At 73.6% G+C, this 25359-nt stretch carries 18 protein-coding genes; 16 read left to right on the top strand and 2 right to left on the bottom strand.

The genetic code is table 11. The features are described from left to right. Nucleotide 1: 1 nt before the first annotated feature. From asnB to H7H31_RS29390, 16 genes are read left to right on the top strand one after another with little or no spacing between them, the layout of a single operon-like run. Complete coding sequence (asnB, locus tag H7H31_RS29465) at nt 2-1930, top strand: asparagine synthase (glutamine-hydrolyzing) (RefSeq protein ID WP_187118141.1); 1929 nt, start codon at nt 2-4, stop codon at nt 1928-1930. 26 nt (nt 1931-1956) lie between these two features. Continuing rightward, nucleotides 1957-4209, top strand: coding sequence for a bi-domain-containing oxidoreductase (locus H7H31_RS29460; RefSeq protein ID WP_187118140.1), 2253 nt, complete (start codon nt 1957-1959; stop codon nt 4207-4209). Next, entirely contained in the window at nt 4206-6173 is a 1968-nt protein-coding gene (locus tag H7H31_RS29455; protein ID WP_187118139.1) for an alginate lyase family protein, read from the top strand. The genes H7H31_RS29460 and H7H31_RS29455 overlap by 4 nt, the downstream gene beginning before the upstream one ends. Nucleotides 6174-6182: 9 nt before the next feature. Next, nucleotides 6183-7736 (top strand): right-handed parallel beta-helix repeat-containing protein, encoded by a 1554-nt coding sequence (locus H7H31_RS29450; RefSeq protein WP_187118138.1) that lies wholly within the window; start codon nt 6183-6185, stop codon nt 7734-7736. After that, nucleotides 7726-9072 carry an O-antigen ligase domain-containing protein gene (locus tag H7H31_RS29445; RefSeq protein WP_187118137.1) on the top strand — a complete coding sequence of 449 codons (1347 nt, stop codon included), beginning with the start codon at nt 7726-7728 and terminating at the stop codon, nt 9070-9072. Before H7H31_RS29450 ends, H7H31_RS29445 begins: the two co-directional genes overlap by 11 nt. 7 nt (nt 9073-9079) lie before the next feature. Next, nucleotides 9080-10354 (top strand): glycosyltransferase, encoded by a 1275-nt coding sequence (locus tag H7H31_RS29440; protein WP_187118136.1) that lies wholly within the window; start codon nt 9080-9082, stop codon nt 10352-10354. Then, nucleotides 10355-11590 (top strand): class I SAM-dependent methyltransferase, encoded by a 1236-nt coding sequence (locus tag H7H31_RS29435; RefSeq protein ID WP_187118135.1) that lies wholly within the window; start codon nt 10355-10357, stop codon nt 11588-11590. It abuts the gene before it with no gap. Then, a complete protein-coding gene (locus tag H7H31_RS29430; protein WP_187118134.1) occupies nt 11587-12393 on the top strand; it encodes a glycosyltransferase family protein in 807 nt (268 codons plus the stop codon). The genes H7H31_RS29435 and H7H31_RS29430 overlap by 4 nt, the downstream gene beginning before the upstream one ends. Continuing rightward, nucleotides 12390-13055, top strand: coding sequence for a PIG-L deacetylase family protein (locus H7H31_RS29425; RefSeq protein WP_187118133.1), 666 nt, complete (start codon nt 12390-12392; stop codon nt 13053-13055). The genes H7H31_RS29430 and H7H31_RS29425 overlap by 4 nt, the downstream gene beginning before the upstream one ends. Continuing rightward, complete coding sequence (locus tag H7H31_RS29420; RefSeq protein WP_187118132.1) at nt 13040-14065, top strand: NAD-dependent epimerase/dehydratase family protein; 1026 nt, start codon at nt 13040-13042, stop codon at nt 14063-14065. The genes H7H31_RS29425 and H7H31_RS29420 overlap by 16 nt, the downstream gene beginning before the upstream one ends. Nucleotides 14066-14082: 17 nt before the next feature. Beyond that, on the top strand, nt 14083-15336 hold the full coding sequence (locus H7H31_RS29415) for a DUF4910 domain-containing protein (protein WP_254391194.1): 1254 nt from the start codon (nt 14083-14085) through the stop codon (nt 15334-15336). A 5-nt stretch (nt 15337-15341) separates the two neighbouring features. Further along, the gene (locus H7H31_RS29410; protein WP_187118130.1) at nt 15342-16667 is read left to right on the top strand and encodes an MATE family efflux transporter; all 1326 of its coding nucleotides are present in this window, start codon (nt 15342-15344) and stop codon (nt 16665-16667) included. Beyond that, a complete protein-coding gene (locus H7H31_RS29405) occupies nt 16664-17620 on the top strand; it encodes a glycosyltransferase family 2 protein (protein ID WP_187085845.1) in 957 nt (318 codons plus the stop codon). The genes H7H31_RS29410 and H7H31_RS29405 overlap by 4 nt, the downstream gene beginning before the upstream one ends. Beyond that, complete coding sequence (locus H7H31_RS29400) at nt 17617-18849, top strand: polysaccharide pyruvyl transferase family protein (protein WP_187118129.1); 1233 nt, start codon at nt 17617-17619, stop codon at nt 18847-18849. The genes H7H31_RS29405 and H7H31_RS29400 overlap by 4 nt, the downstream gene beginning before the upstream one ends. Continuing rightward, on the top strand, nt 18846-19397 hold the full coding sequence (locus H7H31_RS29395; RefSeq protein WP_187118128.1) for a dTDP-4-dehydrorhamnose 3,5-epimerase family protein: 552 nt from the start codon (nt 18846-18848) through the stop codon (nt 19395-19397). Before H7H31_RS29400 ends, H7H31_RS29395 begins: the two co-directional genes overlap by 4 nt. A gap of 6 nt (nt 19398-19403) precedes the next feature. Further along, nucleotides 19404-20774, top strand: coding sequence for a glutamate-1-semialdehyde 2,1-aminomutase (locus H7H31_RS29390; RefSeq protein ID WP_187118127.1), 1371 nt, complete (start codon nt 19404-19406; stop codon nt 20772-20774). A gap of 6 nt (nt 20775-20780) precedes the next feature. Here H7H31_RS29390 and H7H31_RS29385 read toward each other — a convergent pair whose 3' ends face one another. After that, a complete protein-coding gene (locus H7H31_RS29385; protein WP_187118126.1) occupies nt 20781-21452 on the bottom strand; it encodes a phosphatase PAP2 family protein in 672 nt (223 codons plus the stop codon). A gap of 147 nt (nt 21453-21599) precedes the next feature. Continuing rightward, nucleotides 21600-24902 (bottom strand): S8 family serine peptidase, encoded by a 3303-nt coding sequence (locus tag H7H31_RS29380; RefSeq protein ID WP_232110136.1) that lies wholly within the window; start codon nt 24900-24902, stop codon nt 21600-21602. Nucleotides 24903-25359: the final 457 nt, after the last annotated feature.

The following is a 25359-nucleotide window of genomic DNA, read 5'->3' as shown; positions in this document are numbered from 1 at the left end:
CATGTGTGGAATCGCAGGCACGTACCGGTGGCCGGACGGGAAGGCCGTGACCGATCGGCTCACCGACGTCCTCGCCCACCGTGGCCCGGACGGGGCGGGTCGCTACAGCCACCTGGCCGGGGACGGCGAAGTGCAGCTCGGGCACCGCCGGTTGGCCGTCATCGACCTGACCGAGACCGGTGCCCAGCCGATGGTCTCGGACGGCCTCGCCCTGACGTACAACGGCGAGCTGTACAACGCGCCCGAGCTGCGGGCCGAGTTGACGGCGGCGGGGGTGCGCTTTCGCGGCACCTCCGACACCGAGGTGCTGCTCGCCGCCTGGCGGCGCTGGGGCACGGGGTGTCTGCCACGGCTGCGCGGCATGTTCGCCTTCGCCATCTTCGACGAGCGCACCGGTGACCTGGTGCTCGTCCGCGACCAGCTCGGCGTCAAGCCGCTGTTCCTGCTCCGGCGCGGCGGGGGCCTGATGTTCGCCTCCGAGCTGAAGGCGCTCAGCGCCGGGGCCGGCGGGACGCTGGAGGTGGACCACGCGGCGCTGGTGGCCTCGCTCCTCTACTACTGGGTGCCGGACTCGCGCTGCGCGTTCCGCGAGGCGGAGAAGCTGCCCCCGGGAAGCTGGCTGCGGTGCGGGCCGGACGGCCGGGTGGAGCGCGGCCGGTTCTGGGACCTGCGGGAGGTGGCCAGCGAGGGTCAGGAGCGGGCGCGTGGCGGTGAACAGCCGGACCTGGCCGCCGTCATCGAGGACTCGAACCGGCGGCACCTGCTCTCCGACGTGCCGGTGGCCACGTTCCTCTCCGGCGGTCTCGACTCCAGCTACCTGACCGCGCTGGCGGCCCGCCAGCAACCCGGGATCTCCGCCTACACCATCGGGTTCCGCGCCGCCGACGCCAGGTTCGAGGCGATGCCGGACGACCTGCGCTACGCCCGGCAGGTGGCCGAGCGGTACGGCGTCGACCTGCACGAGATCGAGATCGCCCCGAACGTGCTCGACCTGCTGCCGCGCATGACGTACCACCTGGACGAGCCGATCGGCGACCCCGCCGCCATCAACACGTACCTGATCTGCTCGGCCGCCCGGGAGGCCGGGGTCAAGGTGATGCTCTCGGGGATGGGCGCCGACGAGTTGTTCGCCGGCTACCGCAAGCACCTGGCCAACGTGCTCGCGCTGCGCTACCAGCGCGTCCCACGGCCCCTGCGGCGCGGCGTGGCGGCGGTCGTGGACCGGCTGCCGGTGGCCACCTCCCGCCGGGGACTGCGGTCGGTGCGGTTCGCGAAGCGGTTCCTGTCCTTCGCCGAGCTGCCGGAGGAGACCGCGTTCCGACGCAGCTACACCCTGTACGACCAGGACGAGCTGCTGGCCCTGGTCAGCCCGGACCTGGCCGGGACGGTCGACGACGTGCTGGGCGAGCACGCGGAGGTCTACCGGGACAACGACCTGGACGACTTCGTCAACCGGATGTGCCTGGGCGACGCGCGGATGTTCCTGCCGGGCCTGAACCTCGCGTACACGGACCGCTCCAGCATGGCCGCGTCCACGGAGGTGCGGGTGCCGTACGTGGACGTCGAGGTGGTCAGGGCGGCGTTCGCGGTGCCCGGCGACCGGAAGATCGTCGGGCGGCAGGGCAAGGTCGCCCTGAAGCGGGCGGCCAGCGCCACGCTGCCCCGGGAGATCGTCTACCGGCCCAAGGGCCTGTTCAGCGCCCCGCTGCGGGCGTGGATGAGCCGGGACCTGGCGCCGCTGGTGCGCGAGGTGGTGCACGACGGCCTGCTCGTGAACTCCGGGTTCCTGCGCCGTGACGCGCTGACCCGGATGGTCGCCGATGACGCCGCCGGGCGGCGGGACTACTCCAAGCATCTGTGGCACGTGCTCTCCCTTGAGCACTGGTACCGCGCCGCGACCTCCGGCTCCGGCCGGACCCCCGCGGCCTGACGGCGTTGACATCACGAGGAGCTCGGGTGAAACAGGTTGTGCAGAACTACAAGAGCGGCGAGTTGGCGCTGCTCGACGTGCCGGTGCCGGGGTGCAAGCCCGGCGGCGTGCTGGTGCGCAGCGCCTACTCGCTGATCTCCACCGGAACCGAGCTGATGAAGGTCTCCGAGGCCGGAATGTCGATGCTGGGCAAGGCCCGCTCCCGGCCGGACCAGGTGGCCAAGGTCGTGCAGAGCGTGGCCACCAACGGGGTGCACGCCACCTACCGCAAGGTGATGGGCAAGCTGGACTCGTACACGCCGCTCGGCTACTCGCTGTGCGGGGTGGTCGAGGGGGTCGGCGCCGGGATCGAGGACGTGGCGGTCGGCGACCTGGTGGCCTGCGCCGGCAACGAGCACGCCCTGCACGCCGAGCTGAACTGGGTGCCGCAGAACCTCTACGCCCGGGTGCCGGACGGCCTCGCGCCACGGCACGCGGCCTTCGGCACGGTCGGGGCGATCGCGCTCCAGGGCGTGCGCCGGGGCGAACCGCAGCTCGGCGACGTGGCGCTGGTCATCGGCCTCGGGCTGATCGGGCAACTGGTGGTGCAACTCCTCGCCGCCTCGGGGGTGAGCGTCGTCGGGGTCGACCCCGACCCGGCGCGCTGCGAACTCGCCACCCGGTTAGGCGCCATGACCTGCGGCGATCCGGCGTCGGCGGCCGTGGCCAGCTCCGTCGCCGAGCTGACCGGCGGGCACGGCGTGGATCAGGTGTACCTGGCCGCCGGCGGCGCCAGCAACCAACCCGTGGAACTGGCCGCCCGGTTGAGCCGGGACCGGGGCCGGGTCGTGGACATCGGCAAGTGCAGCCTGAACCTGCCGTGGAACGCGTACTACGAGAAGGAGCTGGACGTCCGGTTCTCCCGCAGCTACGGCCCCGGGCGTTACGACCCGGAGTACGAGCTGGAGGGGCGGGACTACCCGATCGGCTACGTGCGCTGGACCGAGCGGCGCAACCTGGCCTGCGTCCTGGACCTGCTGGCCCGGGGCCGGATCGACGTGGAGCCGCTGGTCTCGCACGTCGCCGACTTCGCCGACGCCGTCGAGACCTACCGACGCCTCGGGGACGGCGACCTGAAGGCCGTGGCCGTGCTGTTCCAATACCCCAACCACTCCGACCACCCTGACCACCCCGACCACGCTGACCACCCGGACCCCGACAGCCAGGGAGCCGAGGCGGCGACCCCGACCCTGACCGTGCCCGCCGTGCGCCGAGGCGCCGGGCCCACCAGGGCGCCGGCCCGGCCCGGCCACGCGCCGGTGCGGCTGGCGTTCGCCGGAGCGGGGAACTACGCGTCCTCGATGCTGCTGCCGCACCTGGCCCAGCGCGAGGGCGTCGAGTTGGCCCGGGTCGTCACCACGACGGCGCTGTCCGCCGCCAACGCCAAGCGCAGGTTCGGCTTCGCCGAGGCCACCACCGACCTGGACGCCGTGCTCGACGACCCGACGGTCGACGCGGTGTTCGTGGTCACCCGGCACAGCTCGCACGCCGAACTGACCCGCAGGGCGCTGCTCGCCGGCAAGGCGGTATTCGTGGAGAAGCCGCTGGCGCTCACCGAGGACGAGTTGGCCGGCGTGCTCGCGGCGGTCGAGGAGTCCGGCAACGACCGGCTCCAGGTGGGCTTCAACCGCCGGTTCGCCCCGTTGCTGCGGGAGGCGCGGCAGCGCTTCGGCGCCCGGACCGGGCCGGGCAACCTGCGCTACCTGGTCAACGCGGGCCGCCTGGAACACGGCAGTTGGTACCTCCAACAGAGCACCCAGGGCTCCCGGTTCGCCGGCGAGGGCGGCCACTTCATCGACACGGCGAGCTGGCTGCTGGGGGCCGACCCGCTCGCGGTGTACGCGCTCGCCGCGCCCGGCCACGAGGACGGCGGCGACCTCCAGGTCGTGCTGCGCTACCCGGGCGGCTCCACCGCCACCATCAGCTACGTCACCACCGGCCCGGCCGGCTTCCCCAAGGAGACGCTGGACGTGGTCACGGGCGGTCGCGCGCTGCGGCTCGACGACTTCGTACGGGCCTTCGTGTACGACGGCCGTGGCAGGCGGTGGGCCAGCTCGCGGCTGCCCAAGGCCCGGGACAAGGGCCAGCGCGCCGAACTGGACGCCTTCCTCACGGCGGTGCGCACCGGTGGCCCGATGCCGGTGTCGCTGGAGTCGCTGGCCGCCACCACGGCGGCCACCCTCGCCGTGCGGACCAGCCTGGTCGGCGGCGCGCCGGTGACCTTGGCGAGGGCGCGATGACGGGGAGCCCGGGGTGGTACCTGCGGCGGCTGTCCCGGATGGGGCCGAGGGAGGTCGGCGGCCGGGTGGTCGACACGGCGCGCCGGCGGCGCTGGCGGTCGGCGCCACCGGTCGCGCCGGAGGTGACCGGCGCCCGCTTCACCGCGACGCTGCCCGCCGGGGCGCTCGACGCGGTGCCGCCGGACGCCGCGAAGCGGCTGCTCGCCGAGGCGGACCGGCTGCTGGCCGGGCACGCCGAGTTCTTCGGGGTGCCCCGCGACGACCTCGCGGACCCCGACTGGTGGTACGACCCGAAGACCGGGCGCCGCGCCCCGTCGGGGTACGCCTTCGACGTGCCGTACCGGAGCGAGGACGCGGTCGGCGACATCAAGCAGATCTGGGAGCCGTCCCGGCACCAGTACCTGACCGTGCTCGCCGCCGCGTACGCGATCAGCGGGGACGAGCGGTACGCCGAGCGCGTCGCCGCGCACCTGCGGTCGTGGTGGGCGGCCAACCCGCCGCTGCGCGGGGCGCACTGGATCAGCGGCATCGAGCTGGGGATTCGGCTGCTCTCCTGGGTGTGGGTCCGCCGGTTGCTCGACGGCTGGTCGGGCGTGGCCGCCCTGTTCGAGGACAACCCGGTGGCGCGCCGCCAGGTCTGGCACCACCAGCGCTGGCTGGCCGTCTTCCCCAGCCGGGGGTCGTCGGCCAACAACCACGTCATCGCCGAGGCCGCCGGGCAGACCGCCGCGGCCTGCGCGTTCGACTGGTTCCCCGACTCGGCGCGCTGGCGCGTCGACGCGCTGCGCTGTCTGGAGCGGCACCTGCGGAGCAACACCTTCGCCTCCGGCCTCAACCGCGAGTTGGCCACCGAGTACCACGGCCTCGTGCTGGAGCTGGGCCTGGCGGCGGTGGCCGAGGCGGACGCCGCCGGTGTGCCGGTCCCACCGGCGATCCACCTGGTGCTGCTGCGGATGACCGACGCGCTCGCGGCCGTCGTGGACGACCGGCTCCGCCCGCCGCGTCAGGGGGACGCGGACGACGGGCACGGCCTGGTCGTGGACGGCGCCGGCACCGACCGCTGGGGCTCGCTGCTGGCCACCGGGGACGCCGTGTTCGGTCGGCTCGCCTGGTGGCCGACGGTGACCGGCACCGACGTCCGCACCCCGCTGCTGGCCGCGCTGATCCGGCCTTACACGCAGCGGGAGGCCGCGCCCCGCCCGGCCAGCCGGCTGGCCCACTTCGCCGACGCGGGGCTGACCATCCTGCGCGGACCGGCGGGGATCTGGTGCCGCTGCGACGGTGGCCCGCACGGCTTCCTGGCCATCGCCGCGCACGCGCACGCGGACGCGTTGGCCGTGGAGGTCCGGCAGGACGGGGTCGATGTGCTGGCCGACCCGGGCACGTACTGCTACCACGGCCAGCCCGCGTGGCGGCGGTACTTCCGGTCCACCCTCGGGCACAACACCCTGGAGCTGGGCGGCGCCGACCAGTCCGTCTCCGGGGGGCCGTTCCTGTGGACCCGGCAGGCCCGCAGCCGGGTGCTGGTCGCGGAGGTGGCCGGCGCCGCCGGGGACGAGGTGGCCCGCTGGTGCGCCGAGCACGACGGCTACCGGCCGGTGGTGCACCGCCGCCGGGTGGAACTGACCGCCGCGACCCGGGAGTTGCGGATCGTGGACGAGGTGCGCGGGCCGCGCCGGGCCGCGCGGCTGGCGTTCCACCTCGGGCCGACGATCGTCGCTGACCTGGTGGGCGACCGGGCCGAGCTGACCTGGACCCGGGACGGCGAGCACCGCTCCGCCGTCCTCGAACTGCCCGGACACCTGCGCTGGTCGGCCCAGCGCGGCGCGGTCGAGCCGCCGTTGGGCTGGTACTCCCCCGGCTTCGGGCGCAAGGAACCCGCCACCACGCTGGTCGGCACCGGCTTCGCCGGTGGCGCCGCGCGGTCGGGCGAGTTCACCACCGTGCTCAGGTTCCACGGCTGAGGGGGGCGGGTGGGGATCGAGAGGCGGCATCGGGCGTGGTCGGCGGCGCCCCTGGCGTTGGCCCTGCTGGCGGCCGGCTGTGAGAGCGCGTCGGATAGCCCGGCCCGGCCGAGCGGCGCGCCGGCGCCGGCACCGGCCGTGGGCGCTGCCGGGGCCGTGGCCCGGGTGTGCGCCGAGCCGGTGGCCGGTCCGGCCGAGGCGCCGGCCGGCGCGGTGCCGGTGGACCCGGCGGTCGTCGACGACCTGGCGGCCAAGACCCGCGGCAGCCCGCCGCACACCACGTTCTGGCTGCGCCCCGGCAGGCACCGGCTCGAACCGCACCGCTACGCCCAGGTCGTCCCCAAGCGGGGCAACCGCTACCTCGGCGCGCCGGGCGCCGTACTCGACGGGCGCAGGACCAACCAGTACGCGTTCGGCGGCGGCGCCCGCGACGTCGCCATCCGCCACCTGACCGTGCAGGGCTTCGTCGCGCCGCACAACGAGGGCGTGGTCAACCACGACTCGGCCGACGGGTGGGTGATCGAGCACGCCACCATCCAGCACAACTCCGGCGCCGGGCTGATGGCCGGCGCCCGCCAGCGGGTGCGGGCCAACTGCCTGCGGGGCAACGGGCAGTACGGCCTGAACGCGTACAAGGCCGGCGACACCATCCGCGACCTGCTGGTCGAGGGCAACGAGATCGTGGCCAACAACACCGACGACTGGGAGCGGCGGCGGCCGGGCTGCGGTTGCACCGGGGGCGCCAAGTTCTGGGCCGTGGGCGGCGCGGACGTGCGCGGCAACTGGGTGCACGACAACCGGGGCACCGGGCTGTGGGCCGACACCAACAACAACGACTTCCGCATCGAGAACAACGTGATCGAGGCCAACGACGGCGCCGCGCTGATCTACGAGACCAGCTACAACGCGGTCATCCGCGCCAACACGTTCCGGCGCAACAACTGGGTCGAGGGCCGTCGGGAGGCCGAGCGCGGCGACGACTTCCCGTACGCGACGCTGTACGTGTCCGAGTCCGGCGGCGAGCCACGGGTGCGGGCCCGCACGGACAGGATCGAGATCCACCGGAACGTGCTGGAGGACAACTGGTCCGGGATCACCCTGTGGGAGAACGCCGACCGGTTCTGCAACAGCCCGGCCAACACCTCCTCCGGTGACTGCACGCTGCTGGTGCCGCGCCCGGAGCGCTGCGCGCGGCCGGCGATCGCCACCGCGCCGCTGTACGCCGACTGCTGGTGGAAGACCCAGCGGGTGGACGTCCACCACAACCGCTTCGTCGCGGACGCCTCCGTCGCCGGCTGCGCGGACGCGTGCCAGCGGATGGCGGTGCTGGCCAACTACGGCAGCTACCCGGACTGGTCGCCGTACCGGGGCACCCGGGTGGCCACGGCCGTCACCCACCGGCAGCGCAACCGCTGGCACGACAACGTCTATCTGGGCCCCTGGACGTTCACGGCCCACGACCCGAGCCGGGTGCTCGACTTCGGGCAGTGGCGGGGTGCACCGTACCGGCAGGACGCGGGCAGCACCCTGGCCCACGAGGGCGGTGACCGCGATGGACGGTGACCCGCGACGTGGCGGCCCGCCGGGCCAGGCACGGGCAATGGGCGAGGCGCAGGCGGTGGGCCAGCCGGAGGCGGCGGACACGCGGAGCGACGGACCGGCGGGCGCGGCGGGCGCGCCGAGGATCGTCGGGGTCGTGTGGGGGCTGCTGGTCCTCAACACGCTCGGCTCCGCCGGGGCGAAGACCATCGTCCCGCTGCCCCGCTCCCTCATCCAGATGGTCACCATGGGCGCGCTGGTCACCGCGTTCGCGCTGGCGCTCGCGCTCAACCCGCGGCTGCGCATCCGCCCCAGCGCCTTCCTGCTGCTGCTCACCCTGCTGCTGGTGCCGAGCGTGATCTCCAGCCTGCACCTGGAGTCCGGGCTCGGCGCGCTGTTCCGGTGCGCCAGGCTGGCCCTGTTCCTCGGCACGCTGTGGCTGCTCAGCCGCTGGTGGAACGGGAGCCTGACGTTCGTACGCACCCACATCCGGCTGTACTTCGCGGTGCTCGGCTCCGCCGCCGCCGGCCTGCTCATCTCGCCGGGCGCGGCCATGCCCGAGCTGTACGGCGGGCGGCTGGTCGGCGCGCTGTGGCCGCTGACCCCGCCGCAGATCGGCCAGTACGCGGCGGTGGTCGTCGGACTCACCGTGCTGCTGGTCATCGGCCGGCAGGCCGACCGGCTCAGCGCGGCGGTGATCATCGTGCCGTCGCTGGTCCTGCTCGCGCTGACGCACACCCGCACGGCCACCCTCGGCCTGCTCATCGGACTGCTGCTGGCGATCGGCTCGCTCGTGCTGACCAGCGCCGCCGCCCGCCGGTTCTTCTTCTGGGCGGTGCTGTGCGCCGTGGTGGCCGCGGTGGGGTTCGCCTCCGCGCTACGGGCGTGGTTCCTGCGCGGGCAGAGCCAGGAGAACTTCTCCAACCTCACCGGTCGGGCCAAGGTCTGGGACGCGCTGCTCGCGGCGCCCCGCTCGACCGCGGAGAAGCTGTTCGGCACGGGCCTGAGCGACAAGTCCTTCGGCGGGCTGCCGATCGACAACAGTTGGCTGGCCGTCTACCACGAACAGGGCCTGACGGGCATCGCGCTGGTGGCGGCGCTCCTCCTCGTGCTCGGCGGCGTCGCGCTGCTGCGGCCACCGTCGCTGCCGAGGGCCTGCGCGATCTTCCTGATCAGCTACTGCGCGATCTCCTCGTACACCGAGGCCGGCCTCGGCGACGCCTCGCCGTACCTGCTGCACCTGGCCGTGGCCGCCTCGCTGTTGGCGGCCCCCGGCACCAGCGCCGGCACCGTCCCGCCCCGCCGGGCGCCGGCGATCCCCCGACGGCGCGTCCCGCGCTGGGCCCAGGAACGAAGGTGAGGTGACCATGCGCGTCCTCGTGGTGCACAACCGCTACGCGTCGGCGCAGCCGAGCGGCGAGAACAGGGTCGTCGACCAGGAGGTGGGGCTGCTGCGCGCGGCCGGCCACCGGGTCGAGCTGTTCGAGCGGCGCAGCGACGACATCGCCGCCCGCTCGCTGCTCGGCAAGGCCACCATCCCGCTCCTGGTGCCGTGGAACCCGTCGGTGCGCGCCGAGTTGGCCGCCCGCCTGCGCGCCACCCGCCCCGACGTGGTGCACGTGCACAACGTCTTCCCGCTGCTGTCCCCCGCGGTCCTCGCCGCCTGCGCGGACGCGGGCGTGCCCGCCGTCGCGACGCTGCACAACTACACCCAGGTCTGCCCGCCCGGCACGCTGCGGCGGGACGGCCGGCTGTGCACCGACTGCGTCGGCACCACGGCGGCGTTGCCCGCCGTCCGGCACGGCTGCTACCGGAACTCGCGGCTGGCGACGGTGCCGCTCGCGGTGAGCCTGGCGGTCAACCGGCGCCGCTGGTGGTCGGGCGTGCGGCGGTTCCTGTGCATCTCGGCGGCGCAACGCGACGTCCTGGTGCGGTCCGGCATGCCGCCCGAGCGGCTGGCGGTCAAGCACAACTTCGTGCCCGACCCCGGCGCCCGCCGGGTGGGCGCCGGCGAGCACGTGCTCTTCCTGGGCCGGCTCGCGGAGGCCAAGGGGGTGCGGCTGCTCATGGCCGCCTGGGACCGGCTCGCGGCGGGCGGCGGGGTCGGCGTGCCGCTGGTGCTCGCCGGCACCGGACCGCTGGAGGCGGAGGTGAGCGCGTGGGCCGAGGGCCGGGACGACGTGCGGTACGTGGGCCTGTACGACCAGGACCAGTGCCAGCGGGCCATCGCCCGGTCGGTCGCCGTGCTGGCCCCCTCGATGTCCCTGGAGACGTTCGGCCTGGTGGTGGTGGAGGCGATGGCGGCCGGCGTGCCGCCGATCGCCGCCGGCCACGGCGCCTTCGTCGAACTCGTCGAGGACGGGGTGACCGGGCTGCTGCACGTGCCGGGCGACGCCGCCTCGCTCGCGGACCGGGTGCGCCGGATCACGGCCGATCCGGCCCGCAACCAGGAGCTGGGCCGGGCGGCCCGGCTCCGCTACGAACAGGGCTTCAGCCCGGCCGTCGGGCTGCGACGCCTGGAGGAGGAGTACCGCTCAGCGATCGCGGAGCGGCCCGGCGGCGGGGTGGGCCCGCCGCCGGTGGCGAACGACAGCACTGGCTCGCGGCGGGAGCGCCCGCGCGAGCAGGGATGGGGGCAGTAGATGACACGATGCCGACTCTGCGGCTCGGCGGCGCTGGCCAGCGTCGTCGACCTGGGGGCGACCCCGCCGTGCGAGAGCTTTCTCGCCGCGGACCAACTGGACCGGATGGAGCCGGCCTACCCGCTGCACCTGCGGGTGTGCACCGACTGCTGGCTGGCGCAGCTCCCGCCGCTGATCACGCCGGAGGAGACGTTCAGCGAGTACGCGTACTTCTCCTCGTACTCGACCTCCTGGGTGGAGCACGCGCGTGCCTTCGTCGCCGACGCCACCGGGCGCCTGGGGCTCGGGCCCGGGTCCTTCGTGGTGGAGGTCGCGAGCAACGACGGGTACCTGCTGCGGCACGTGGTGGAGCGGGGCATCCGCTGCCTGGGCGTCGAGCCGTCGGTGAACGTCGGGGCCGCGGCGCGGGAGGCCGGCGTGCCCACCCTCACCGCGTTCCTGGACCCGGCCACCGGCGCGCGGGTGCGCGCCGAGCACGGCCCGGCCGACCTGGTGGTGGCCAACAACGTGTACGCGCACATCCCCGACGTGGTCGGCTTCACCCAGGGGCTGCGCGCCCTGGTCGCCGACGACGGCTGGGTCTCCGTGGAGGTGCAGCACCTGCTGACGCTGATCGAGGAGAACCAGTACGACACGATCTACCACGAGCACTTCCAGTACTACACGGTCGCCTCCGCGGCCCGCGCCCTGGCCAGCGGCGGACTCGCGCTCGTGGACGTCGAGACGCTGCCCACGCACGGCGGTTCCATCCGGCTGTGGGCCCGGCCGACCGAGGTGGCCGGCGAGCCCTCGCGGCGGGTGGTGGACGTGCTGGCCCGGGAGAAGGCCGCCGGGTTGCGGGAGCTGTCCGGGTACGCCGAGTTCTCCGCCCGCGTCGCCAAGGTCCGCCGGGACCTGCTGCGCTTCCTGATCGAGGCGGCCGAGCGCGGCCAGACGGTGGTCGGCTACGGCGCCCCCGGCAAGGGCAACACGCTGCTCAACCACTGCGGCATCCGGCCCGACCTGCTCGCGTACACGGTGGACCGCAACCCGTACAAGCACGGCAGGTTCACCCCGGGCACCCGTGTCCCGATCCTGCCGCCCGAGCAACTGGCCGTCGACCGGCCCGACTACGTGCTCGTCCTGCCGTGGAACCTGCGGGACGAGCTGGTCGAGCAACTGTCGTTCGTACACGCCTGGGGCGGCCGGCTGGTCTTCCCCATCCCGGAACTGAGCATTGTCGAGGTGGGGCCGTGAAGGTCGTTCTGTTCTGCGGCGGCTACGGGCTGCGGATGCGCAGCGGTGCCGCTGACGACGTGCCCAAGCCGATGGCGATGGTCGGCCCCCGGCCGCTGATCTGGCACGTCATGCGGTACTACGCGTACTACGGACACACCGAGTTCGTCCTGTGCCTCGGCTACGGGGCCCACCACATCAAGGACTTCTTCCTCCACTACGAGGAGACCACGTCCAACGACTTCGTCCTGCGCGACGGGCGGACCGAGCTGCTGTCCACCGACATCGCCGACTGGACGATCACCTTCGTACAGACCGGCATCGAGTCGCCGATCGGCGAGCGGCTGCGCCGGGTGCGGCACCACCTGGACGGCGACGAGATGTTCCTCGCCAACTACGCCGACGTGCTCACCGACGCCCCACTGCCCGAGATGATCGACGCCTTCGCGCGGCGGGACGCCGGGGCCTCGATGATGGTGGTGCCGCCGCAGTCCTCGTTCCACTGCGTGGACCTGGGTGAGGACGGCCTGGTCGGGGGCATCACCGCGGTCAGCGACATGCCGCTGTGGGAGAACGGCGGCTACTTCGTGCTCCGCCAGGAGGTCTTCGACCACCTCCCCGAGGGCGGCGATCTGGTCGCCGACGGCTGCGGCCAACTGGCCAAGCGCGGGCGGCTGGTGGCCTACCAGCACCGAGGCTTCTGGAAGCCGACCGACACGGTGAAGGAGCGGGCCGCGCTCGACGCCGCCTACGCCCAGGGTGACCGCCCGTGGGCCGTGTGGGAGCGGGGCGCCGCGCCGGCGAACTCGGGAGCGCGCGCGTGATCCGGCTCGGCGGCGGGCCGCTGGACCGGGTCGTCGCGGTGGGCGCGCACTGCGACGACATCGCCATCGGCGCCGGCGGCACCCTGCTCACGCTGTGCCGGGCGCGGCCCGGGCTGCGGGTCGACGCGCTGGTGCTCTCCGGCGGCGGCGGCGAGCGCGAGCGGGAGGAGCGGGCCGCGCTCGCCGCCTGCTGCCCCGGCGCCGACCTGCGGCTGACCGTGGACAAGCTGCCGGACGGCCGCCTCCCGGCCCACTGGGAGCAGGCCAAGGCCGCGGTCGAGGAGCTGCGCGAGCGCACCGAGCCCGACCTGGTCCTGGCGCCGCGCACCGCCGACGCCCACCAGGACCACCGCGGCCTGGCGAAGCTGGTGACCACCGCCTTCCGCGACCACCTGGTGCTCGGCTACGAGATCGTCAAGTGGGACGGCGACCTCGGCCGCATGACGGCCTACCAGCCGCTGACGCCGGAGGTCGCCGAGGACAAGGCGCGGCTGCTCCAGGAGCACTACCCCTCGCAACGGCACCGGCCCTGGTACGACCGGGAGGCGTTCCTGGGCCTGGCCCGCATCCGGGGCATCGAATGCCACGCGCGCTACGCCGAGGCGTTCGCCGTCACCAAACTCACTCTCGACCTGGGGGAACGAACGTGCGCATACTGCTGACCGGACACCAGGGCTACCTGGGCACCGTCATGGCCCCGGTGCTCACCGCCGCCGGGCACGACGTCGTCGGCCTCGACGCCGGCCTGTTCGCCGACTGCGTGCTCGGCCCGCCCCCCGCGGACCCGCCGGGGTACCGCGTCGACCTGCGGGACGTCACGGCCGACCACCTGGTCGGCGTGGACGCCGTGATCCACCTGGCCGCGCTCTCCAACGACCCGCTGGGCGCGCTCGCCCCCGACCTCACCTACGACATCAACCACCACGCGTCCGTGCGCCTGGCCAAGCTGGCCCGCGACGCCGGGGTGCGGCGCTTCCTGTACGCCTCCACCTGCTCGGTCTACGGCGCCGCCGGCGGCGGGGACCTGGTGACCGAGGACGCACCGCTGCGCCCGGTAACGCCCTACGCCGAGTCCAAGGTGCGGGTGGAGGACGACCTGCACGCGCTGGCCGACGGCGACTTCAGCCCCGTCTTCCTGCGCAACGCCACCGCCTTCGGCTACTCCCCCCGGCTGCGCGCCGACATCGTGCTGAACAACCTGGTGGGCCACGCGCTGCTGTCCGGCGAGGTGTTGGTGCTCTCCGACGGCACCCCCTGGCGCCCGCTGGTGCACGCCGCCGACATCGCCCGGGCCTTCGCGGCGGCGCTGACCGCGCCGCGCGACGCGGTGCACGACCGGGCGTTCAACATCGGCAGCGAGCTGAACAACGTCACGGTCGCCGAGATCGCCGAGCAGGTCGCCGACGCGGTGGCCGGCTCGCGCGTGGTGATCACCGGCGAGACGGGCGCCGACCCGCGCTCCTACCGGGTGGACTTCTCCCGGTTCCGCGCCGCGATACCCGGCTTCGACTGCGAGTGGCCGGTCAAGCGCGGCGCGCTCGAACTCGCCGACGCCTACCGGGCCCACGGGCTGACCCGGGACTCCTTCGAGCGGCGCTTCACCCGGCTCGCCGTGCTGCGCGCGGCGTCCGAGGCCGGCGCCGTGGACCAGACCCTGCGGTGGCGGTCGTGAGCGAGCCGGGCAAGGAGATGTACGCGCTGGTGGAGCGGTTGTACCCGCTGTGCCGGAGCATCACGGGGGACGGCGTGCGCGCCACCCTGGACATCGTCGGCGAGTACCTGCCGCTCCAGGTGCACGAGGTGCCGACCGGGACGCCGGTGCTCGACTGGACGGTGCCACGGGAGTGGAACATCCGGGACGCCTACGTCGCCGACGCCGCCGGCGACCGGGTCATCGACTTCGCCGCCTCCAACCTGCACGTGCTCGGCTACAGCGTCCCGGTCGCCGCGACCATGCCGCTGGCCGAGCTACGCGCCCACCTGCACACCCTGCCCGACCAGCCGACCCTGGTGCCGTACCGCACCAGCTACTACGCGCCGACGTGGGGCTTCTGCCTGGCCCAGGAGACCCTGGACGCGCTGCCGGAGGGCGACTACGAGGTGCGCGTCGACTCCACGCTCGAAGACGGCCACCTCACCTACGCCGAGCACGTCATCCCCGGCCAGGTACCCGACGAGGTGATCGTCTCCTGCCATGTCTGCCACCCGTCGCTGGCCAACGACAACCTGGCCGGCATCGCGGTGGCGACGTTCCTGGCCCGGGCGCTCGCGGAGCGGGACCCGTACTACACCTACCGGTTCATCTACGCGCCCGGCACCATCGGGGCGATCACCTGGCTGGCCCGCAACGCGGAGCGGATCGACCGGGTCAGGCACGGCCTCGTGCTGGCCTGCGCGGGCGACTCCGGCTCGCTGACGTACAAGCGGAGCAGGCGCGGTGACGCGGAGATCGACCGGGTGCTGGAGCACGTGCTGTCCACCTCCCAACGCCCGCATGAGATAAGGGAGTTCACGCCGTACGGCTATGACGAGCGGCAGTACTGCTCCCCCGGGTTCGACCTCGGCGTGGGCTCGCTCACCCGGACCCCGTACGCGGGCTACCCCGAGTACCACACCTCGGCGGACAACCTCGACCTCGTCTCCCCGGACGCGATGGCGGACACGCTCGCCGTCTGCCGCGAGGCGTTCGCCGTGCTCGACCGTAACCGGCGCTACCGCAACCTCAGCCCCTACGGCGAGCCGCAGTTGGGCCGGCGTGGGTTGTACGACGCGCTCGGCGGCAGAAGCGACACCAGGCAGGCGCAGATGGCCATGCTCTGGGTGCTCAGCCTCTCCGACGGCGAGCACGGCCTGCTGGATGTCGCCGAGCGGGCGGGGCTGCCGTTCGACACCGTCGCCGCCGCGGCCGACGCCCTGCGGAACGCCGGGCTAATCACGACGTGACACCGATGACGACCGAGGAGGAGGGCACCACGCCACCCAAGTCCCCGCCGGGCAAGGCCCCGTCGAGCAAGGCCGGGCGGACCGCCAAGCGGGCCATGGTCGGCCGGCTGTCCTGGGGCCTCGCCGACCAGGCGGCCTCCAGCGCGTCCAACTTCGCGGTGGGCGTCTACGTGGCCCGCTCGCTCGGGCTGACCGCCTTCGGCGTGTTCAGCCTGGCCTGGGTGACCTACGGCGTGGTGCTCAGCGTCTCCCGTGGCCTGGCCACCGACCCGCTCGTGGTGCGCTTCAGCGGTGTGCCGGTGGCGTCCTGGCGCGTGGCGGTGGCCCGTTCGTCGGGTACCGCGCTCGGCGTCGGCGCGGCCGTCGGCGCGGTGTGCGTGGTCCTCGGGCTCGCCCTGGGAGGCCGGGTGGGGTTCGCCTTCGCCGGTCTGGGTGTCGTGCTGCCGGGGCTGCTGTTGCAGGACGCCTGGCGGTTCTCGTTCTTCGCCGCGGGCGACGGCCGCAAGGCGTTCGTGAACGACGTCGTGTGGGGCGTCGCCCTCGTGCCGGCCATGGTGGTCGCGGCCCGCGTGGGCAGCGTGACCGCCTACGTGCTCGCCTGGGGCGCCTCCGCCACGGTGGCCGCGGCGTACGGCTGCTACCAGTCCGGCATCCAGCCCCGGATGACCGGGGCCCGCCGGTGGCTGCGCGACCACCGCGACCTCGGTTACCGGTACCTGGCCGAGAACGTCGGCGTCAGCGGCGCGAGCCAACTGCGGGCGTACGGGCTCGGCGCGATCGTCGGCGTCGGCGCGGTGGGGGTGATCCGGGGCGCCGAGCTGCTGCTCGGCCCGTTCCTCGCCGTGCTGATGGGGCTCTCGCTGGTCACCGTCGCGGAGGCGGCGCGGGTGCTGCGGCGGGCCCCGGAGCGCCTGGGCGGGTTCTGCCTCGCGCTGGGCGGCGGACAGGCCGTCGCCGCGCTGCTGTGGGGCGCGGCGCTGCTCCTCGTACCCGACCGGCCCGGCGAGCTGGTGCTCGGCGACGTCTGGGACTCCGCGTCGGCGATCATCCTGCCGGTCACCCTCGGCGTCGCGGGCGCCGGTCTCGGCACCGGCGCGGCGGCCGGGCTGCGCGCGCTCGCCGCGGCCCGGCGCAGCCTGCGCTGCCAACTGTTCGCCTCCGCCTGCTACGTCGCCGGCGGGCTCGGCGGCGCGGCCGTGGCCGGCACGGCCGGCTCGGCCTGGGGCGTCGCCGCGGCCGCCGCGTGCGGCTCCGCCGCGTGGTGGCTGCAGTTGCGCTCCGCCCTGCGCGAGCGCCACCAGAACACCCTTCGTGAAGTGAGGACGTCATGACTGTCTCTGGCCGCACTCCCCGGCTGAGCATCGGCCTGCCCGTGTACAACGGCGAGGAGTACCTCGCGGAGTCGCTGGACGCCCTGCTCGGCCAGACCTACGAGGACTTCGAACTGGTCATCACCGACAACGCCTCGACCGACGGAACGCGCGACATCTGCCGCGCGTACGCCGCGCGGGACTCCCGCGTCCGCTACCTCCGGCTGCCCCGCAACATCGGCGCGGCGCCGAACCACAACCACGTGTTCACCCAGTGCCGCGGCGAGCTGTTCAAGTGGGCGTCACACGACGACCTGTACGCCCGTGACCTGCTGCGGCGCTGTGTGGAGGCGCTGGACGAGCGGCCGGAGGTGATCCTCGCCCACGCCGACCAGGCGGTCATCGACGGCGACGGCACGGTGAAGGTTCCGTACGCGTACACGCTCGACACCGCCTCGCCGCGCGCGCCCGAGCGCTTCCGCAGCATGCTCTTCGAGCCCGGCGGCGACGACTTCTACGGGGTGATCCGGGCCGACGTGCTGCGCCGGGTGAAGCCGCACGACAGCTACCACCACGCGGACCGCACGTTCGTCGCCGAGATCGGCCTGCACGGGCCGTTCCACCAGGTGCCGGAGCTGCTGTACTTCCGCCGCGACCACCCCACGCGCGCCGAGCGCGCGAACCCCTCCAAGCGCTCCCGGTGCGTCAACCTGGACCCGCGCCGGGCGGGCCCGCTGCACCCGACGCCCCGGCTGCTCGCCGAGTACGTCGGCGGCTTCGTCTCGGCGATCCGGCGGGCGCCGCTGTCCTCGGCCGACCGGCGCGCCTGCTACGGCCACCTGGCCGCGTGGATGGCCAGCCGGGCCCGGCCGGGCGCGGGCGAGCGGGTCGAGGACCGGGCCCCGGTCGACCCGGCCAAGCTCACGGTCTCCGTCGACGCGCTCGTCGCCGGCCGCGACGGGGGGCGGGGATGACGTCGGGGAAGCGGACTCCGGTGCGCGTCGGGGTGTTCGGCCTGCTCGGCTCCGGCAACATCGGCAACGACGGCTCGCTCGAAGCGGTGCTCGGGTACCTCGCCGCCGAGCACCCGGGGGCGGTCGTGGACGCGATGTGCGGCGGTGCCGAGGACGTCGCGCTCCGCTACCGGATTCCCGCCACGCGGCTGAACTGGTACCGCGGCGAGTACCGGACCGCGTCCCGCGCGGGCGCCATCGCCGCCAAGGGGGTGGGCAAACTCGTCGACGCCGCCCGCACCGCCGGTTGGGTACGCCGGCACGACGTGGTCATCGTGCCGGGCACGGGCATCCTGGAGACCACGCTGCCGCTGCGGCCGTGGGGCTTCCCGTACTCGCTGTTCCTGCTCTGCGCGGCCGGCCGGCTGCTCGGCACCCGGGTCGCGCTGGTCAGCGTCGGCGCCGGCCCGATCGGCAGCCGGCCGACCCGGGCCCTGGTGCGCTGCTCGGCGCGGCTCGCCGGCTACCGGTCGTACCGGGACGCCATGTCCCGCGACGCGATGCGGGCGATGGGCGTGGACACCGCGCGCGACGGCGTCTACGAGGACCTCGTGTTCGCCCTGCCGACGCCGGCGGCGGGCCTGGCTCAGGGGCCGCCTGGCACGGTGTGCGTCGGCGTCATGGCGTTCCACGGCGGCAACGACGACCGCGCCAGGGCCGAGGAGATCCACCGCCGCTACCTCGACGGGACGACCGCGTTCGTGCGCGCCCTGGTCGCGGACGGCAGGCCGGTCCGGCTGCTCACCGGCGACGAGGTCGACCGGCCGGTGGTCGCCGCGATCCTCGACGCGGTGGACTCACCCCTGGTCACCGCGGCCGAGACGGCCTCGCTGGCCGACCTGATGAAGGAGATGGCGGTCGCCGACGCCGTGGTGGCGACCCGCTACCACAACCTGATCTGCGCGCTGAAGGTCGGCACACCGACGCTCGCGCTCAGCTACTCGGGCAAGAGCGACGCGCTCATGGCCCGGATGGGACTCGGCACCTACCGCCACCCCGCCCGCGACGTCGACGCCGACCGGCTGCTCGAACAGTTCCGGGCGCTTGAGCGGCGGTCGGCCGAGCTACGGCGGACCCTCGCCGAGCGGAACGTGGCCGCCGCCCGGCGCGTCGAGCGCCAGTTCGCCGCCCTGACCGAGTCCCTGTTCCCGGCGACCGACCACGCCCCTGCCCCACGGGAGACCCCATGAAAGCGACCGAGGTCCCGGAGATCACCGGCGCCTACCTCTTCGAACCGACGCCGCACGCCGACGAGCGCGGCTTCTTCTGCCGCACCTTCGACGCCGACGTGGTCCGCTCGGTGGGCCTGGACCCGAACGCGTTCGTCCAGGACAGCCTGTCGCGCTCGGTCCGGGGCGTGCTGCGCGGCCTGCACCTGCGCTCGGGCGCCGGCGAGGCGAAGCTGGTGCGCTGCTCGTACGGGAGGGTCTTCGACGTCGTCGTGGACCTGCGGCCGGACTCGCCCACCTATCTCGGCCAGGGCTTCTTCGAGCTGTCCGACGCCGCCCAGACCACGCTGTACGTGCCGGCGGGCTGCGCGCACGGCTTCCAGGCGCTGACCGACGTCGCCGACGTCTCGTACCGGATCGACCGCCCGCACGACCCGGCCGAGGACGTGACCATCGCCCACGACGACCCTCGGCTCGCCATCCCCTGGCCGCTGCCGGCCACGTCGATGTCCGCGCGGGACCGGCGGGCGCCGAGCCTGGCCGAGGCCCTGACCCACGAGGAGGGTTGAGGCGCTGTGGTCGCTCCAGCCGAAGAGTTCCCGTTGCCCCGGTCGCGCGCGGCCAACGAGCGGCTGCACGCCCTGGTCCCCGGCGGCGCGCACACCTACGCCAAGGGCGACGACCAGTACCCCGCGGACCTGGCCCCGGTCATCAGCCACGGCCGCGGTGCCCACGTGTGGGACGTCGACGGCAACCGCTACGTCGAGTACGGCTCGGGGCTGCGGTCGGTCAGCCTCGGCCACGCCCACCCGCGCGTGGTGGAGGCGGTGCGGCGGGAACTGGACCGAGGCAGCAACTTCGTCCGCCCGTCCATCGTGGAGGTGGAGGCCGCCGAGCGCTTCCTGGCCACGGTACCGACCGCCGAGATGGTGAAGTTCGCGAAGAACGGCTCCGACGCCACCACCGCCGCCGTGCGGCTGGCCCGCGCCGTCACCGGGCGCCCGCTGGTGGCCGTCTGCGACGCGCACCCGTTCTTCTCGGTCGACGACTGGTTCATCGGCACCACACCGATGTCCGCCGGCGTGCCGGCCGCGACCACCGAACTCACCGTCACCTTCCCGTACGCGGACCTGGCGGCCACCGAGCAGGTGCTCGCCCGCCACCAGGGGCAGATCGCCTGCCTGATCCTCGAACCCGCCAGCCAGACCGGGCCTTCCCCAAGCTCTCCACTTCGTTCGAGCGGGGGAGACCCCACTGCCGATTACCTCGCCGGGCTGCGCGCGCTGGCCGACCGGCACGGCTGCGTCCTGGTCTTCGACGAGATGATCACCGGTTTCCGCTGGTCCGAGGCGGGCGCCCAGGGCCTGTACGGCGTCGTGCCCGACCTGTCCACCTTCGGCAAGGCGCTGGGCAACGGGTTCGCCGTCGCCGCGCTGGCCGGGCGCCGCGACCTCATGGAGCGCGGCGGGCTGCGCCACCCCGGCGACCGGGTGTTCCTGCTGTCCACCACGCACGGCGCGGAGACGCACGCGCTGGCCGCCGCGATGGCCGTGCTGACCACCTACGTCGAGGAGGGCGTCACCGCGCGCCTGCACGCCATCGGCGAGCGGTTGGCCGCCGGCGTCCGGGACGCGGCGGCCGGCGCGGGCGTCGGCGACCACCTTCTCGTCCGGGGCCGGGCCAGCAACCTGGTCTTCGCCACCCTCGACGCGGACCTGCGGCCCTCGCAGGAGTACCGCACCCTGTTCCTGCGCCAGCTCATCACGGGCGGGGTGCTGGCCCCGTCGTTCGTGGTGAGCAGCGCGCTCAGCGACGCCGACGTCGACCGCACCGTGGACGTGGTGGCCCAGGCGTGCGCGGTGTACCGGAAGGCGCTGGACGCCGGCGACCCCACGCCCTGGCTGGCGGGGCGGCCGGTGAAGCCGGTCTTCCGGCGGTTGGCGTAGGGGCCGTCAACCGCGCTTTCGCCGTACGGTGTCGGCCGCCCGGTCGACCAGCCACGCCGTCGCCGGCACCACCGCGAGCGCCGCGCACCAGCCGCCGAGCACGTCGGTCGGGTAGTGCGCGCCCAGCGCGACCTGCGCCCACCCCATCGCGGCGCCGGCGACCAGCGTCGGGGTGAGCGCGAGGAGGGTGCCGGCCGTCGTGCCGAGCCGGAGCCGGCCGGCCACGAGCAGCGCCACCACGAGGGCGAAGGCGGTACCGAAGGCGGTGTGCCCGCTCGGGTAGGACAGGTTGTCACCGTGGATGGTGCGCCCCACCAGCGGCTTGAGCAGCCGCGTCGTCGCCACGGCCAGCCCGACGCCGACCACGACGAGCACCGCCGCGCGCGGCCACCGCAGCACCAGGCAGCCCGCCACGGCGAGGCCGACCAGCGTGGCCGCCCCGGCGGGCTCCCCCCAGAAGTCGACGGCCAGCGCGACGGACCGCCACCGGGGCGGCACGTCCTCCGCCGCCACCGAGAACCGCGCGTCCACCCAGCCCGGCCCGCCGTCGCCCGCGTACCAGACGCCGATGACGGCGACGACCAGCGCGGCGACGGCCGCGACCAGCCCGAGCCGCGCGCGCAGCGTTACGGGCAGCACCTCGGGCGCCGGCCGGCCGACGTGCTCAGGATCATCCAACAGTCGCACGCTGCCAGCCTTTCAGTTGCCGACCCCGCGTGCCGACCCCGCGCCGCACACGCGACGGCACCGGCCCGCCGGGATGACGCTCCCGACGGGCCGGTGCGCTGGTGCCCGAGGTGTTACCGGGCGTGGGACGAGCGGGTGTTACCGGGTGCGGTAGGCGTCGTAGATGGCCTGGTTCACCGTGTTGCCCTGCTTGTCGCTGGCGTTCGCCTTGAACGAGACGCTCTTGCCAGCGCCCGGGTTCTTCACGGTCACCTTGCCACCGCTGACGGCCAGCTTCTTCCAGTGCGCGCCCTTGTCGTAACTGACGTACACCGCGAGCGACTTGAGGTTTTTACCGGCGGCCGATCCCTGCACCGTGACCGGGACCTTGACCGTCGCCCCCGCCTTGGCGGTGCTGTCCAGCGCCAGGGTGGGAGTGAAGCGCACCACCGAGGTCGGCAGCTTCACCTCGCCGGTGGTCTTCTTCGAGGAGAAGGTCCAACTACCGGTGACCTTGGTGGAGACGTTGGCGACCGTGCCACGGCTGACCGAGGTGCTGAGCTTGTAGTTGGCCGCTCCGGCCGGCACCGTGAACGCCTCGCCACCGATGAGCGGATCGGTGTTGCTACCGACCTTCTTGCCGTTGCGGTAGAGGGTCGTCCGCACCTTGTCGGTGGCCGTGTAGCCGGTGTTGTTCCTGCCGTCGGCGAAGAGCGGAAGGACGCCGTACAGGTCGTTGCCGTCGCGGAAGAGGCCCTCGTTCGCGCTCACCTTGGGCCCGAACACGCCGACGTTGAGCTGCTGGGAGTAGGACTTGCCCGGGGCCAGCCGGAGTTCGTCGGTGTTGTAGTCGGCCTCGTATTCTTCCTCGGCGCTGTGCTGCTCAAGGCCCACCGCCCACCGCGGCCCCTTGCCGTTGACGTAGATGGTCGCGGTGTGCGGCAACTTGGCGGGGATGCCGACCACCCAGCTACCCGAATTGCCGATGACAGGGAGGACGTACAGGGCGCCCGTCTTCTTCGGGGCAGGGGCGCCCAGCTTTGCGGTGATCTTGGCGAGGTCAGCGGGCTTGGCGTGCCGGACGAACCCGGTCGGCGCCTTGGTGACGGAACCGCCGTAGGCCACGTGGTACGTGGGGCCGTTCCCCGCCCGCTGGAAGCTGCTGGTGAACTTCTGCGTCAGCTCGCCGGCCGGGACGGCGGGGCCGAGGTGCGCGGTCCTGAACTTCGCGAAGGAGTCCAGCAGGTAGCCGTAGCCGAAGGACACGTTCTCCCCGGTGACACCGATCTCCGCGTAGGCGAGCAGCGAGGTGGCGTCCCGGACCGGAACGGTCAGGTCGACGGGCTTGGTGGTGCGGGCGTCGAGGGTCGCCGTGGTGTTCCTGTCGACGACCAGCTTGGGCTGGTTGATCCAGTCGATGCTCTCGTCGCTGCCGCTGATCGAGCCGGTGAGCAGGTAACGGCCCTTGGGGACCCGGACCTTGCCGTCCCTGCTGGTGTCGTCGACACCGAAGGTCTGGCCAGTGCCGAGGCCGCTGATCCCGTCCAGCGCGCTGCTGAAGGTCTGTGCGGGCTTGCCGTCCCGCCCGACGTGCTTGAGGGTCACGTCGTACGACTCGACCTCGCGCTCCACCCCGGCGGCGGTGCGCACGGTCTGCCCACCACCCGTCGCGGTCACCTGCGCGCTGTACGAGCCGTCCACGGTGCCACCCAGCCGGGTGTCGACGGTCACGGAGGTGGTCGCCGTACCGCCCGCCGCAATCGTGAGCCGCTTGTCTCTGGCGGTGAAGAAGCCGGCCGGGGCGGGCTTCCCGTCAGGGCCCGTACCGGTCAGCGCCACGTCCACGGTGACCGGCTTGTCGCCCAGGTTGCGGTAGGTCAGCTCCCCGGACTGTGGCTTGTCGTCGGTGTGCGGCCACTGCTGCTTGCCGAAGGAGAGCGAGACCGGCTCGGCGACCACCGTCTGCGTGATGGCCTTGCGCAGGTCGATACGGCCGGCGCCCTGTTCGAAGACGGTGTACGGGCCCGGGGTCGTGGAACCGACCAGCGCGGCCTTGATCCGCGCTCCGCTCCAGTCCGGGTGCTGCTGGGCCAGGATCGCACCGGCGCCCGCGGCGTGCGGAGCGGACATGGAGGTACCGGAGACCGCCACGTAGCCGTCAGCGACCGGGGTGCCTCCCTCGGCGATCTGGCTGCCGGGCGCCGCCGCCGCGCCGATGTCCACCCCGGGCGCGGTCACATCGGGCTTGACGGCACTGTCCCCCACCCGGGGGCCCCGGCTGGAGAAGCTGGCCAGCTTGTCCTTCTTGTCGACGGCACCCACGGTCAACGCGGCGTCCGCGCTGCCCGGGGAGCCGACGGTGCCGGCACCGAAGTCACCCTCGTTGCCCGCCGAGATGGCGAAGAGGATGCCCTTCTCGGCCGAGAGCTTGTTGACCGCGGTCTCCAGCGGGTCGAGGCCGGGCTGGTCCGTCCCGCCGAGGCTGAGGTTGACCACGTCGGCCTTCTGGGCCGCCGCCCACTCCAGGCCCGCGATGATGCCCGAATCCTCGCCGGACCCCTCGTCGTCCAGGACCTTGCCATCGAGGATCTTCGCACCGGAGGCGACACCCCGGTACTTGCCGCCGGACTTGGCGCCGGTACCGGCCGCGATGGACGCCACGTGCGTGCCGTGACCCACCCGGTCCTTGGTGTCGACGGCGTCCGTGAAGTTCTTCTCGGCGACCTGCTGGCCAGCCAGGTCCGGGTGCGTCTGGTCGACACCGGTGTCCAAGACGGCGATCTTGGTGCCCTTGCCGTCGAAGCCCGCCTTCCACGCTGCGGGCGCGCCGATCTGCGGCACGCTCTTGTCGAGCGTGGCCTTGCGGATACCGTCCAGCCACACCTTCGCCACCCCGGGGGCCGCCGTACGGTGTGAGGCGCCCCGGGACGTGTCGGTCAGCGCCTCCCAGGCAGCCGTGGCGTGCTCGGGCGAGGCCGTCACCGCATCGGCGCCCAGCACCGGAAGCGCACGCCGCAGTTCCAGGCCCTCGGCGGCCCGCAGCTTCGCCTTGGCGGCGGGCCGCTCGCCCTGGTAAGCGACGATGAGCCGCACCCCCTCACGCTGGCTGGCCACGTACTCCGGCCGGCTCAGCGTGGTGACGTCGAACAACCGCCGGTCCACCGTGCCCCGCGAGATCAGGCGACGCGCGTCGAGCGGGATCACGTACGCGTGCCCGCCCCGCCGCTCCACCTGTACCGGGATGCGCTCGCGCCCCTCGGCCGGCCGGATGGCGACCGGGTTGCCCTTGGCATCGACCGCGACCCGATCACCGGTGACGAGGGTGACCCAGGTGCGGGCACCGCCGGCCCCGCGCTCCTGGCCCGTCCGCTTGCCGTCTGTCGTGGCGGCGGAACCTTCCCGCGCCACAGCGGTCGGGGTGGTCAACCCCGCCGCGAGCGCGGTGGCGGCAACGACGGCCACCCCCGCGCCCCACACAGCTCTTCTTCCTGTACGCAACTTTCCCCCCAATGAGGACAGCTCACGAGAAGGGCCCCACAGGCCCCTCACATCAAGTGCGTGCACAGGCGAGTATGTGCCGGATCGCGGCACCCACCCGCGAGTGTGGCGGAAAAGCCAAGTGCTCCTGAAACAAAAGGACTTGAAAGCGTTGGTAGGCATCTGGTGTGTTGCCGCCGTGTGGCGTTGCGGGGGGTCGGATTCCGGTACGGCCAGGTCAGGGGCGGTATGGCGGAGGGCAGGGCCCCGCTTGTTCGCGGGGGTGTCCGCGCCACCCGCCGGCGGCCCCCGCGTGGCTCGGCGGACGGAAATCGGTTGTGCGCCGGCCCGCGCAGCGGTTTCCATGGGCGTGGCAAGGGGCACCGGCACGGCGTCGGGCCCTCCGAAGAGGTGGTGTTGTATGCCCAGGGCGTCGCGGAAC

The organism is Streptomyces buecherae (assembly GCF_014295035.1).
GTDB classification, from domain to species: Bacteria; Actinomycetota; Actinomycetes; order Streptomycetales; family Streptomycetaceae; genus Streptomyces; species Streptomyces youssoufiensis.
This window is presented reverse-complemented; position numbering and strand designations above follow the sequence as displayed.

Excerpts from the sequence above, each read along its gene's own strand:
- asnB (WP_187118141.1), top strand. The coding sequence starts at position 2 with ATGTGTGGAATCGCAGGCACGTACCGGTGGCCGGACGGGAAGGCCGTG.
- H7H31_RS29455 (WP_187118139.1), top strand. The coding sequence starts at position 4,206 with ATGACGGGGAGCCCGGGGTGGTACCTGCGGCGGCTGTCCCGGATGGGG.
- H7H31_RS29445 (WP_187118137.1), top strand. The coding sequence starts at position 7,726 with ATGGACGGTGACCCGCGACGTGGCGGCCCGCCGGGCCAGGCACGGGCA.
- H7H31_RS29440 (WP_187118136.1), top strand. The coding sequence starts at position 9,080 with ATGCGCGTCCTCGTGGTGCACAACCGCTACGCGTCGGCGCAGCCGAGC.
- H7H31_RS29435 (WP_187118135.1), top strand. The coding sequence starts at position 10,355 with ATGACACGATGCCGACTCTGCGGCTCGGCGGCGCTGGCCAGCGTCGTC.
- H7H31_RS29415 (WP_254391194.1), top strand. The coding sequence starts at position 14,083 with ATGTACGCGCTGGTGGAGCGGTTGTACCCGCTGTGCCGGAGCATCACG.
- H7H31_RS29410 (WP_187118130.1), top strand. The coding sequence starts at position 15,342 with ATGACGACCGAGGAGGAGGGCACCACGCCACCCAAGTCCCCGCCGGGC.
- H7H31_RS29405 (WP_187085845.1), top strand. The coding sequence starts at position 16,664 with ATGACTGTCTCTGGCCGCACTCCCCGGCTGAGCATCGGCCTGCCCGTG.
- H7H31_RS29400 (WP_187118129.1), top strand. The coding sequence starts at position 17,617 with ATGACGTCGGGGAAGCGGACTCCGGTGCGCGTCGGGGTGTTCGGCCTG.
- H7H31_RS29395 (WP_187118128.1), top strand. The coding sequence starts at position 18,846 with ATGAAAGCGACCGAGGTCCCGGAGATCACCGGCGCCTACCTCTTCGAA.